13 protein-coding genes are annotated in these 12,344 nt (G+C 63.3%); all 13 read right to left on the reverse strand.

Translation table 11 applies throughout. The annotated features are described in order from the left end of the window. Positions 1–249, reverse strand: a 249-nt coding sequence (locus tag BT264_RS34315) for a transposase (RefSeq protein WP_143156756.1), incomplete at its 3' end; no start/stop codon positions are given. Positions 250–473: 224 nt separating this feature from the next. Further along, the gene (locus tag BT264_RS34320; protein ID WP_072444998.1) at positions 474–1,487 is read right to left on the reverse strand and encodes a relaxase/mobilization nuclease domain-containing protein; all 1,014 of its coding nucleotides are present in this window, start codon (positions 1,485–1,487) and stop codon (positions 474–476) included. A 1-nt stretch (position 1,488) separates the two neighbouring features. Beyond that, positions 1,489–2,025, reverse strand: a complete 537-nt coding sequence (locus BT264_RS34325) for a plasmid stabilization protein (protein ID WP_072445000.1) — start codon at positions 2,023–2,025, stop codon at positions 1,489–1,491. An 8-nt stretch (positions 2,026–2,033) separates the two neighbouring features. Next, the gene (locus tag BT264_RS34330; protein ID WP_072445002.1) at positions 2,034–3,557 is read right to left on the reverse strand and encodes an LPD7 domain-containing protein; all 1,524 of its coding nucleotides are present in this window, start codon (positions 3,555–3,557) and stop codon (positions 2,034–2,036) included. 57 nt (positions 3,558–3,614) lie between these two features. Continuing rightward, the gene (locus BT264_RS34335) at positions 3,615–5,492 is read right to left on the reverse strand and encodes a PriCT-2 domain-containing protein (RefSeq protein ID WP_072445004.1); all 1,878 of its coding nucleotides are present in this window, start codon (positions 5,490–5,492) and stop codon (positions 3,615–3,617) included. Beyond that, positions 5,489–7,207 (reverse strand): type IV secretory system conjugative DNA transfer family protein, encoded by a 1,719-nt coding sequence (locus BT264_RS34340; protein WP_072445007.1) that lies wholly within the window; start codon positions 7,205–7,207, stop codon positions 5,489–5,491. Before BT264_RS34340 ends, BT264_RS34335 begins: the two co-directional genes overlap by 4 nt. After that, the gene (locus BT264_RS34345) at positions 7,204–7,578 is read right to left on the reverse strand and encodes a hypothetical protein (RefSeq protein ID WP_072445009.1); all 375 of its coding nucleotides are present in this window, start codon (positions 7,576–7,578) and stop codon (positions 7,204–7,206) included. Before BT264_RS34345 ends, BT264_RS34340 begins: the two co-directional genes overlap by 4 nt. A gap of 10 nt (positions 7,579–7,588) precedes the next feature. Continuing rightward, positions 7,589–8,707 carry a P-type DNA transfer ATPase VirB11 gene (virB11, locus tag BT264_RS34350; RefSeq protein ID WP_072445011.1) on the reverse strand — a complete coding sequence of 373 codons (1,119 nt, stop codon included), beginning with the start codon at positions 8,705–8,707 and terminating at the stop codon, positions 7,589–7,591. Then, positions 8,704–9,915 (reverse strand): type IV secretion system protein VirB10, encoded by a 1,212-nt coding sequence (gene virB10, locus BT264_RS34355; protein ID WP_072445013.1) that lies wholly within the window; start codon positions 9,913–9,915, stop codon positions 8,704–8,706. Before virB10 ends, virB11 begins: the two co-directional genes overlap by 4 nt. Then, positions 9,908–10,732, reverse strand: a complete 825-nt coding sequence (locus BT264_RS34360) for a TrbG/VirB9 family P-type conjugative transfer protein (protein WP_072445015.1) — start codon at positions 10,730–10,732, stop codon at positions 9,908–9,910. Before BT264_RS34360 ends, virB10 begins: the two co-directional genes overlap by 8 nt. Beyond that, entirely contained in the window at positions 10,729–11,433 is a 705-nt protein-coding gene (locus BT264_RS34365; RefSeq protein ID WP_072445017.1) for a VirB8 family type IV secretion system protein, read from the reverse strand. The genes BT264_RS34360 and BT264_RS34365 overlap by 4 nt, the downstream gene beginning before the upstream one ends. Further along, positions 11,433–11,630 carry a hypothetical protein gene (locus BT264_RS34370; RefSeq protein WP_072445018.1) on the reverse strand — a complete coding sequence of 66 codons (198 nt, stop codon included), beginning with the start codon at positions 11,628–11,630 and terminating at the stop codon, positions 11,433–11,435. Before BT264_RS34370 ends, BT264_RS34365 begins: the two co-directional genes overlap by 1 nt. Before the next feature lie 11 nt (positions 11,631–11,641). Next, complete coding sequence (gene virB5, locus BT264_RS34375) at positions 11,642–12,337, reverse strand: P-type DNA transfer protein VirB5 (RefSeq protein WP_072445087.1); 696 nt, start codon at positions 12,335–12,337, stop codon at positions 11,642–11,644. Between the last annotated feature and the right edge of the window lie 7 nt (positions 12,338–12,344).

Below are 12,344 nucleotides of genomic sequence, written 5' to 3' on the forward strand. Positions count from 1 at the left end.
GTCGTACAGCGCGTCTTCCAGACCTTCGTCCGACAGGCCGTACCACTGCTGCAGAAAGTAGATTCGGAGCATCCGCTCCAGGCCAATCGGCGGACGGCCCCGCTTGCCCTTCGGGTAGTACGGCTCGATCGCCGACAGCAAGCGCGGCCACGGTACGACCTTCTCCATCTCCGCCAGGAAGCGCTGACGTTTGGTCACTCGCTTCTTGCCTGCACTTTCCGCTTCTGCAAAGCTGATCTGCCGCTTCATCACTATGAGTCCGTTCCGTGAGCTTCCTTCTACAACGTCCTCGGCGACGTCAGCGATGACCGCCGAACCTGATTAATCAGCGTTTCCCTAGGTTAGTACAACTATGAGCATATTTATTTCCGAATCTTTACGTTTTACGTAAATATGCTTTTCGCCATTCCACGTTGCTCAGCATGACCTCCTATCCACGGTACGAGATAGGTACATAAGTACGGCCATCGCGCTCAACGATCCACATCCGGTCGGGCACCCTCTGAGTGATCTACGGTATCCACCACCGGACGATCCGACTGCTCGCGCCGGACACCGTGTTCACGCGCCACCATCGGTCGGTCTCGTTGCACCGGCATGGCCCCAACGAAGTACGCGATTTCTACAGCCATCGCGCGATCCTCACGCACTCGCGACCTCGCCAGTGCGTAGGCCATCTCTCGCCAAGCGGCAAATACGCCGCCGTGTGCGACCCACCCTGCATCGCGTTGTGCATCGGTAGCCAGCAGCTTCCAATGCATCGGCGTTACGCCTCGCGCGATCATATGGACGACCGCAGGCTTCGGATAGCGTTGCGTTACGCCTCGCACACGCCGGGACGTCGCATTCGCCTCGACACCGTGCTCGCGCAGCCTCTCCGCAAATTGCTCCCGCCAGCGCTGGAGATCCTTGTGGCGCGGATTCAGACGACGACCGTCCGGACCCCGAACCTGCACGCTCAGATGTACATGTGGATGCGCTTCGTCGTCGTGCGCCGCGAAGACATACGCGCGACCATCGCCGAACGCGAGCGCTGCGAAGTCCCGCGCCGCATCACGCACCGCTTGCCGGTCCGTTCCTGGCGGCATCGACAACAAGATGTTGAATACCTCGCGACGCGTACTGGTCTCCGGGATGCCCCACCCGCCGAGCTGCCAGGTCTTCGTAAGATCGTGCAGTGCGTCCTTTCCGACAATACTGTCGCCGCTCTGGTCTTCCAGTTCGATCCTGCCATTGCGGGAGATATAGCGCAGGTGCCGACGTACTGCACCCATGCCCTGCGCGCTGGCTGCCTTGTTCGTGATCTTGACCATGACTTCCGGCACGCGCCTGAGCGTGCGGTCGACTTGCACACGCATGCAGACAGCCTCGTCCCGAATACCCGCATGGGAAAGCCGCGATGCGCGCGCATGCCGCAACGGCTCGTGAAACAATCGATCGCCCCAATTCAGGAGCATCGCGTCGATGTAGATTTTCGGATACGGCATGTCAGCGGCTCCACCGATCGAGGTTCGCGCGCATGACGTCCGCCGTCGCACGCAGGTGGTCGTCAATGTGTTTTCGCGTATCCAACCAATCGCTCATCAGATCCCGATGCGCCGGCCCGATCCCGCCGGCACGCGCGAGCTGGCTCAGCCCGCGGCCGACCTCGGCGAGCCGCTGGCTGGATTCAGCCAGCACGCGCATCTCGTGCACACCCAGTTGAGGCTCGCGCGTCAATTGCGCACGGATCAGCGACACGATCCAGCGATTACCACTCAGGCCCAAAGCAGCCGCACGCTGTTCGACCGCGCTCAGTTCCTCAATGGTTAACCGAATCTCTACGCGACGGCGCGCTTCCCCGATGAACGGCCGAGGCAGCCCCGACGAGAACGCGCCGGATTCCCCATTTCCGTCGTCTCGCATCGCAACCGCGATCAACTGACGTACACCTTCGCCTGCCGTCAAACCACGGCGCGCACACCAGTCGTCCCAGCCAAATTTGACCGCCCCGAGTTCGACGCACAAGCGCTCGCGCACGACCACGATTCACCTCAACGGGACGGTGACGAGGGAGAGGGTTCGGCTCGCGTACGGTCGATCTCGCGCGAGGGTATTCGGTCCGGAACTGAACGCTTGCGACGATCCCGACCCGATGGCGCGCTCGGATCGAAGACCTTCGGTACCGGAACCGGAATGCCTGCACGCGCGAACGCCACCAACATGCGTTCGGCACGCTGGTGCACGCGGGCAACGGAACGTTCGCTGAAGCCCTGCGCACGCATCGCCGCCGTCAGCACGGCCAGATGCAACGCGCGTTCGCTCTCCGGATATTGCTCATCACGAGGATGATTCGATTCGCTCCCGACGCCCGGCAGGCCATGTGAATCAGCAGAACGAGCTTCACCATCCGGCGGCCCGTCCGATTTCGGCAAAACTGGAGCGCCACGGTCCCGCTGCATAACCTCCACCTGCCAGGTATTGCGATAAACGTCTTTCTCCTCTTCGCCGATCACCTTGCCGTCGTCATCTAGAATCGGCGTCCGTACGGTCACGAAACGCTTGCCGAGATTTTCAAGCGTCACCTGCTGACCGATCTGAGCATTCGCTTCGCGCAGCGCGCGCTCCAGATCCACACCCCACACCACCTGATCGACTCCTGCCTCATCGCGAAACACAACGTAGTACGACTCGCTGCGCGCCGGGTTGTGCTGGTAAGGAGCGTCACCATGGTCACGCAGTTTGCCAACGTACCTCCGAGGGACGTCTGCCTCGTCGTTGCCGATGTTCCGGTTTGCGTCGGGAACAGGCGCTTGCGGTGCGGGCACATGCACCGACGCGGATGGAGAACTGCCGCTGACGGCCGCGCCCGCTTCGGCCCGAGGCACAAACGAAGCCGCGGCCCGATCATCTACACGACCCTGCGTGCCTGCGGCAACCGTTGCCACGCCTTGCGCCGCAACCTCGATACGATTGTCCAGCCGTGCCTGCCGAGCACTCGCCAGACGTGCCAGGTCCACCGCTTTCGGCTCGTAGCCGCTCACCTCGATACCGAGCAGCGTACCCTGCAGCCAAACCTCACTGCGAAATGCCGTGTGGCCCGACACGCGAATGCGCGGCCACGACTTCGCTCGCACCATGTCGATCATCGACTCGACGACATCCGGCCGGTTGTGCTCGGTAACGAGGTATGGTCCCAGATCCTCGAATGCCAGCTGATACGGGGCGTCCTTCATGAAATACTGATTGCCTGCGCGCAGATAGCGCTTGCGCACACGTTCGGGCGGCTGGTCGAGCGGCGCACGCCCCGGATCAGCATCGGCTGTCACTTCGGCCAGGGACGGGGTGTCGGCCTGTCGTGATTTAACTGCGTCGTCACGCATCGCCTGTTCGCGCAGTCTGGCGCGAGCCGCATCGAATTCGCGCCGGCGCCGAGCGGATACGGCATCCATTGCAGCCGATTCCAGCCTGTCCCGGTGATCATCCGACGGTGCCGGGCCGCTACTGCTGCCGGGCACATCCTGTTCGATCACGTTGATGACCGGATCGGCCTCGTGAGTGGGCGTTGTCTGAGCCATGTCGCTACCTCGCATCCTCGAGTTCGGCTTCGCACGTGGGCGCTACGCCGCCGTGCTTTATCGATCAGGCTTCGAACCTACCTCGCGGGGAGCATCCTGCTCCCTGGATTTCTCCAGCGCGGCCGCTCGTGCCTCCCGGATGCGCGCCCACGATCTCGCCTGTAACTGATCGAGCATCCCCTCCAGATTGGGGCTGTAATTCAGCTCGCGGGCGGACTTCTTCAGCGAGCCCACCGTGCGCTCCAGCAGATCGCGCGCACGGTCCCACGGATAAACCTTCGCCTGGACACCGTCGTACCCCACCTGCAGCTCGGAGCCGTTCAGCCGTGCGTTTTCGTCCATCCATTTCAGACGCTCGGACACGAACATCATCCGATCCTTGCGGTGAAACACGACGCTGCGCGTCGCGACTTCCTGGATCAAATAGTGTTCCGTATTGAAGACCTCACCACGATACGGCCCACCGTTCTCACGCGGCGTGCCCATCCTGAGCGGCGAACCGAACCGATGTTCCGCAACCGCTCTGACCTCATTGGGAACATCACTCACGCCAAAGAGCGGATCGCCAACGGGTGGGCGCGTCGACGCAAACCGCGGGGGTTCGGTAACCGGCGCGACTTCGGCCGTAACTTCGGCCGTAGACATAGTGGAAGGCCGATCCACCGAGGGTGACGCCTGGGCAGATCCCGAGTCCTTCGCCAGCGCATCAGGCGCATCCAGCTCGGCCTGTTTCGATACACCGCGCTTCGAAGCCCGACGACGCGGCGTGCCTTCGTCGTCGGCCAGCAGCTTTTCCTTGACATTGCCCATTGCTCCACCCTCCTCACACTGATCCACCTCAACTACGGTCACGTCGAATGCGGTGGAGACATCCGGCTGACCATTCACCTTTGCGACAAAACGGTCCACGGCGCGCAGGTGTTCGCCCACGGCACCGAAGCCCGACAACACCGCCATGTCGCTGAAGTCGTTCGGCACGTGGTCGTCGATGCGCGCATCGGCGGCAAACCGTGGCCAGGCCAGATGCGCCTTCGCGTCTTGCGCCGCGCGCCGGGCCTGCACCTCACCGCGGCCCAGTTCGCCCAGGACGATCAACTCCGCATCGGCATACCGTTCTCGCCATCTCTGCGCCACCAACGCCAGATTTCCGCTCGACAGCGCCGCCACCGCAAACCAGCCCGTCGCGCGTGATGCGGACAAAGCCGTCGCCATGCCTTCAGCAATCAGAATTGGCGATGCATCGTTGGCTCGAACCGGTACCGATCCCGTCATCCAGTAACCGCCCTTCTTCACGCCGCCGGCCAGCGACGACTTCCTGCCGTGTTCGTCGATCAGCTCCAGAGTCGAGATCGGTCCATTCCAGACAGGCACGATCAGCAGGCGTCCCGTGAGCGGCGCTTCCTCGCTGGTCGGCATATAGCCCAGCAGTGCGCGCAGCTCCAGTGCATCCAGCTCGCGCAGCGTATCCGTCGGCTCCAGGTGCTTGCGCACGAGATATGGGTGTTCAGGTCCCACCGGTCTTGCCCACTGCCAGATCGACGTGGCCTCACGCGCCACCGCCGCGTTGCGCGCCCGCCGTTGCGCTTCCTCGTGCGCGCGCTGTGCCAGCACTTCGGCAGACGGTGCGAGTGCGGCGCTCATACGGTCCGGGTAATTCGTTCGCTTCAGGTCGAAACCATGCTGGCGCGCCTGCCAGAACAGCGTCGCGAGCGTCTTGCCGCCCGACGCGCTGACCGAGCGCCACGTGGTCCGGGCAGCGCGCTCGTTATAGTTCGCGGCCGTGCGACTCCATGCATCCCAGATCTCGAAGCCCTCGTCGCCGAATCCCTGCTTGAGCGCAAACGCCATATCGACCCAGGTCTCGTAGTCGTCAGCCGGAATCACGGCAAGCGCAGCACGCACACGATCCGCTTCGTCCAGGTTCGAGCTCGTCATTGCAAGGGTCCCGTAGCTTCAGGGCCGCTCGCGACGGCACGCCGCGCCGGCTCAACGAAATCGAGGTCCGCCACGTCCAGATCGTCCACGCTCAGGCGGCGTCTCGCCTGCCCGACCTGCCCGGCGGACAACCCCAGCAGCATGAAGTGACGCTCCACGTAGGCCGCGGCTTCCTCCTCGCTAATGTCGGCAAGGTTCGGCGGCAACTCGCGTGGATCCCATGCCTGCAGGACTTCCAGATACTCGGTCGGCAGATGCGTCAAACCGGCGCCATCCGGGTCGATCTCATCGGGATGCAGATCGCGCAACCGCCGCTCGACCACCGCACTGAAATGGGCCAGGTTCATCGCCGGCACGGATGGCGCCGCCACGACGCGCGACGCAAATTCGGGATCTCGCCAGTAGCAGATCTTGTCGGCCAGAATCGGCTTGGTGTTCTCCAGCACGATAATTTCCTTATTGCGGCCGAGCTCCTTCAGCTCCTGTGGCAGCAACAACGGCCGACGCTGTTCCGAGACGCTTTCGCTCGATCCGCTCCGACCGCCAAAAATCGCATTCGAGCGGCTCACGCTGCGCGACTGGTCGGTGAATGTCCCGAGCATTTCGGAGTAGTCGTTCGCATCCTTCTGCTCGCGCGGCGCATAGAGAATCTGCATCGCGTGGTTCGTGATGAAAGTGCGCGCATCGGCTCGCCCATAAACCGACTCGAGCTGCGCGATCGACTGGACAATCGACAGCAGACGCAGGTTGTAGCCCGCCATGTAGGCGACCGCGCGCGCAATGATGTGGATCTTCCCGATCGAAGTCATCTCGTCGAGCAGGATGAGGCACTGGAATTTCAGTGTCGGATCGGCTTCGGGCAGCTGCTTCGTGTTCAGATTCACGAGCTGCGAGAACACGAGATTGACGAGCAGCGCGGCCTCCGACAGATGATCGGGCGTGATGCCGATATAGATCGACATGCGACGGCGGCGCACATCGCGCAGGTCGAAATCATTGGCGCTGGTGGCCGCATCGACAATCGGATTGGCCCAGATCGTGAGCGGCGCGTTGAAGGTCGCCAGCACGCTCGCCAACACCTTGTCGTCGTTCGACAGAAAGCGATTGAGCGCATCGACGCACGGCCCCGTCAGCACGTCACGGTGCTGGACCAACGCGCGCTGCAGGTAGGTTTTGAGCGGCATGCCGTTACCCGACGATTGCCGCAGTACTTCGCCCATCGTGACGGGGAAGTCGGGAATCGATGTCCCCTTGCCGGCGCGGTGGGCGTCACGCCATTCGCACAGCAGCAGCACGATGCCGAGGAACAGGTTTCTCGCCTGATCCTTCCAGAAATCGTCGTGACCGCCTGGCGGATAGAGCGCGTAGCCGATCGCGACGATGTCGCCCACCCGAAACACGCCATCCGAGATCGCCGACAACGGGTTGTAGCGATGCGTTCGGCCATCTTCGGCGAACGGATTGAACAGGTACACATCCTGCCCGTGCGCGCGCCGAAAGCCGGCCGTGGCCGCATAGTTTTCCTGCTTGATGTCGAGTACCACCACCGAATCAGGAAAGGTGAGAAGATTCGGGATCACGATGCCGACACCCTTGCCGGAGCGGGCGGGCGCTGCCAGCAGCACGAACTGCTGACCGGTGAAGCGCAGGTAACGTCCGCGCCACACCCCGACGACAATCGCCGGCGTGGAATCGAAGTGCGCGCGCACCGTCATAGCAGCCCCGCCTGACGGATTTCCGACTCGCTCGCAAAACGCGCATTGCCGTAAAGGCGGCGGCGTCCCAGTCGATCGCGCCATGCCAGCAGGCCAAACACGGGGCCGCCGAAGGACAGAAACACGGCAAAGAGCGCGGCACCGGCAAGTTTCCGACCGGCGTTAGGCATCCCCCCATGCCGCCAGGCAAGTACCGCGTCGACCCAGCCCCACGGCCCCGCATGCAACGGATTGATCCGCAGGCTTGCATAGAGGAAGAACGAGGCGAGCCAGAGCGCCGCCGCCAGTCCTCCAATCAGGCATGCCAGTACGATCAATGTGATCGCGGCCGCCCGGGTATGCTGAAGCAAAGGAGAAGGCGACTGGTTCATGGCCGCTTCCCTACACGAACGCGGTGCGCGCCTTGCGCACCGGATCGAACCAGACCTCCGTCATGCCCCAGCACTTGCCGGTCTGCTCGCCTTTGGCATTGAGGACCGGGCGCGCATCCATGTGCGCGACGACGTCGATGGTCAGAAACAGCAGTCGTTTGAGCGCGGCATTGTCCCAGGCGGCGGCTTCCGGGTGTTCCTTCGCCATCAGCGCGAAGCGCTCGATCGCGACTGTGGCGTTCGGTGCGTGATAGCTTGTGATCGAGCCCGCGTGTCCCGTCGTCAGGAGCTTCAGGAAGTCATAGGCCTCGGCGCCGCGCAGCTCGGCCAGCAGCACGCGATCGGGGCGCATGCGCATCGTGCTCGCAATCAGGTCCGCGGGCGTCACGCGCGCCTGGCCATGTCCGCCCTTGCTGTACAGCAAATGCACGCAGTTCTCGATGTGCCGGATGAAAAGCTCGCGGACATCCTCGATCGTCACGATCCGCTCGGTCGCCGGGATTGAGCGGCACAGTGTCTTCATGAAACTGGTCTTGCCAGAGCCCGTATTGCCGACAACTGCGATGTTCAGTCGCCCGGTGACCGCCCCGTCAAAAAATGCGCCCCAGTCCCGCGCATCCAGACACTGAACGAGCCTTCGATCGTCGGCCCGGAGACCCGGCAAAGCGACATCAAGCCCATCCGGGCGGCGCCAGACCGTGTCGTCGAACAGACCTTCGTCACGGTACGCATCGAGGGTTTTCTCGCGTGCGCACGGACGGCGAATCGTCACCGACACCGTTCGCGGCGGTACAACCGGCGGCACGACGATCTGGATGCGCGCGTCGCCCGGCAGCAGCGCCGACAAGATTGGATGCTGGGCCGATATTTCATGGTTCGTCAACGTGGCCACCGCCACGCTGAACGACATCAGTCTGTCGAAGTCGAGATCCTGGCAATCGTGGCTGTGCCAGCCGAGCGGGTCCTCGGTCAACACACGCTGCGGTCGGTTGATCACCAGTTCCGTCACATCGGGATCGTCCAGCAGCGGCGCAAACGGTCGCATCAGCTCGCGTACCGACGCGTCGTCGGGTAGTCGGGCCAGTACCGGGTCGCAGGAAGCATCCGGCAGGTGTGCATGCGGCGTCATCGCGTGCCCTCCGGCTGCAGGGCATACACCGATCCGAAGTCCAGATCGCGCGCAATGACGATCGTGAATTCCGCACCATGGTTCTGCGTGAGCGTCGGCGGGATGTTGATCGTGCTGTCGAGCACGCGCGTGGCCATGTCATTGCCCTGCTGCTGCGTGTTCTCGAACACCACCGATGCGTTGGTATTGCCACCGCGCGTCGACAGATAGCCGATTGCGTCCTGCGTGATGCCGAGCAACATCGCCGCGCCGATACGCTGGCGCCAATGATTGTCCACGTCCCCATCAATGCCCATGCGGCCCAGCGCATCGGCTGCGGGCGAATCGATCTCGACCGTCACACCGTTAGGCGTCTTGATGCGTGCGGCCAGCACGAACACCCGCCTCTGACCCGGCGACAGGTTGGAACGATACTGACTGTTGATTTGCGAACCGCGCTCGATCAGCACCACGCGGCCATCGTCCGAATACACGTTCTTTGTCACCGTGCAGGTCGAAAAGCCTGCCTCGGTCGAATCGAATGCCGTGTCACCTACGCAGTCGATCTTGCCCCCCTGCGCGAGCACCAGACTCCGGTTGCCCAGCGTTGCGGCCTGCATGCGCGGCGTGACGGTCGGCGTGAGCGCCTGGGCAAGCGCACCGCCCGCCTGTCCCGCCCCTTGGCCTAACGCTCCTGCTCCGCCGGGGGAGACGGTTGTAACCGACGAGGCCGCGCCTGCCATCGCATCCACGGATTCCTGTCCGCTTCCGCCAACCAGCAGCGGCGCATCGTAATAGCTGCGGGGCGCTACGGCTGGCATGGCGCGACGGGGGGCAGCCGGCCCTGCCGTACCGGACACCGGCGTCTGGACGACAACGCTTGCGGGTAGCGGTGCCGTGGCCGCAGGACCGACCGCCGACGCAGGTGGATCCTTGAACACACGCCCCTGAGAAGACGTATCGGCCACCGAATCGCGCCGCGCTTTCGCCTCGGCGTCATGCCGCGCGAGAAAACCGTGCACGGTCCAGACTGCACCTGCGCCGATCACCAGCACGACCGCGATCGGCGTCAGCCACGAGGCTCGCGGGCGAGTCCCGCGGTATAGCCCGAGCGCCGGCATGCCGCGGTCCGCAGCAGTGCCCGATACCGCATCGTTCTGGCCGCGGCCAGGCCGAGAGCCAGGGACATCGTCGGGCTCGATGACATTGCGCGGAGTATCGTCATTCATCGCCGTGACTCCGCAGCACACGCTTCACACCGTTGACCGTCGTGCCATCATGGGGCGGCACGCCGTCCATGTCGTAGGCGTCGTTCCAGATTCCCACGACCTCCCCTGCGAGCCGCAGCACGAAACGTTTCGCGATCTCGTGTACGACGATCACGTCGCCTTCGACGTGTTTGTCAACCACGCTTTCCGTGCCGTCATCCGCCACGCGGAAGATTGCCGGCATGCGTCGATTGTTCGGGATGCGCAGATAGGTAAACCGCCCATCGTCCCACGCTGCGGTCGGCGCGATGTCGTCGGAATGCGGTATGACCTGCATCGAGTACCGCGCGTTACGCACCACCGGCGGCTGCACCAGGCGCTTCGCGATCAGCCCGGCTTCCGAAGCCTGATATGCCTGTTTGGCCAGTTCGTCCGGATAGACGAAGCTCACGCGGTACATCACGCGATCGTTGCCAAACCGCGTCTTGAGCGGCAACACCACGAGATCGAAGCTGTAGCTGCGCCGATCAGTGCGGACTTCGAGATTCGAGTTGTGCGCCGCGAGCTGGGGTTTCATGTAGACGTCATGATCGCCCTTGTTCGCGACCACCTGCCACCCGTCCCGGTCTCCCGGTGCGACAACCTGGATGTGCTCGTGCGGATCGAGCGCGATGTGTGTGGCAAAGCCGCGCTGCGCCTGAACGCGTACCACCCCATCCGCGCGATAGATCACCGCCCGAACGCGCGGGTCGTCATGCCATCCGGGGACATTGAACGCGTGAGCCCGGCCCCAGCACAGCAGACTCGCCAGCGCGGCATCCAAAATCAGCATCTTCATGGCGAACCTCCCGCAGCCGCGGCGGACGCTGGTGGCGTATATTCCGCATCCCGGCTATACGCTGTGACCTTGAAGCCGAAGGGATTGGCAATCGCCACGCTTTCGCGCGTGAACACAGGAGGCCGATAGGTATAAGCCATCGTGATCACGAAACGCTGTGTGGGCTCGCCATGCGCCTCGCCGTTCTTGAACGACGTGCGCTCGACATGCACGACCGCATGGCCCGGTTCGTCAGGTGGCAGCGTGATCGAAACAATCCGGATGCGTCGCTCGATACCGGGCCCCAACTGCCTATCCAGTGCATCGGGACCGCTGTAGATGCTGCGGTAATCGCGTGCGACCACGTCATTGCTCATCGCGAGCACGCTGTCATAGTCCATCTGCAGCAGCCCCCAGTTGTAGCGCTCGCGCGCGCGCACGTAGGTCTCGACCCAGTGCTTGTCCTGGATGCCTTTCGTATGGACATGGCGCGCGTCCAGTACGTCGATCACCTGGGACTCCCCCGTCAGACGATCAACCTCGATCGGCAATGGCACCACGCGATAGAACGGCACCATCACCGCAAGTGCCGCGCAGCTGAGCACGGCAACGCCAGTGGCGGCGTAGGCGACATGCCACGCGCGCCGTTCGGAACGCTCCTGCAGATGAGTCAGCGATACCTCAATGTCCAGCACGCGGCCGTAGTCGTGCGACGTGCTCATCACCGGCCTCCATCAAGGGAGACAGGCGGATCCAGTTCGGTCTGCACCGTCGTCGGCGAATCGGGCACGGGAAGCACGCGATTGACCGGCACACGATGCAGACCATCAGGCAGCACGGGCACCGGCCGTCCGCTGCTGCACGCGGCCAGACTCGATGCGAGACAGAGGGTCAGCGTCAATGAGAGCAGCGTGGACATGGCGATCTCCCTCAGTTGCCGAACGATGCCGGCACCATGTCGTCCTGCAGCCGACGGGTCTTGCCGGCCCGACTCAATACCAGTTCGCTTTGCTGCTCGGCCACGAGCTTGTCCTCGATTTCGGCCAGCATCCGGAAGAGCTGCAGTTTCGTCATCTCGTTGCCAACCGCCGCGGATTCGGCCTGGATACGCGCCTGCAACTCCGCGATGCCCTTCGGGTCCTGCGTCGCGTCGATCTGTTGAGCCAGGCTTTCGATCTGATTCAGTTCCTGCAACTCCGTCTGATATGCCTGCAGGCCGAACACCTTGTCCTGATAGGGCTTGTTGAGCGCGCGCTGACACACTTGCTGACCGATCGCCGTCTGGTCCTCGCAGTTGTAGATCTGGCTGGCCGAGCGCAACGTCCGCGCGCTGCCGGTCAGGCCTGCATAACCGCCGTTCTGGATCGCGGCATAGACGCTCTGCCAGTTCGATGGCAACGAGTTGGCGACGACCGGATTGCTCAAGAGCGCACCAAAGCCGCGCGAGCCCACCGTCGACTGGTAGATCTGCATTTCCTGTTGGACTTGCTGCTTGAGCTGACCCACGGTGGCAATGGCCTGCACAACGTTCTGCGCGTCATAGACGGGAATGCCCTGCGCCTGTACACCCACGCACCATGCCGCCCACAGCAATCCGACGCCCATCCATCTGCTTTGCCCGTTCATGATCATG

Source organism: Burkholderia sp. NFPP32 (assembly GCF_900119325.1).
Lineage (GTDB): Bacteria > Pseudomonadota > Gammaproteobacteria > Burkholderiales > Burkholderiaceae > Burkholderia > Burkholderia pyrrocinia_C.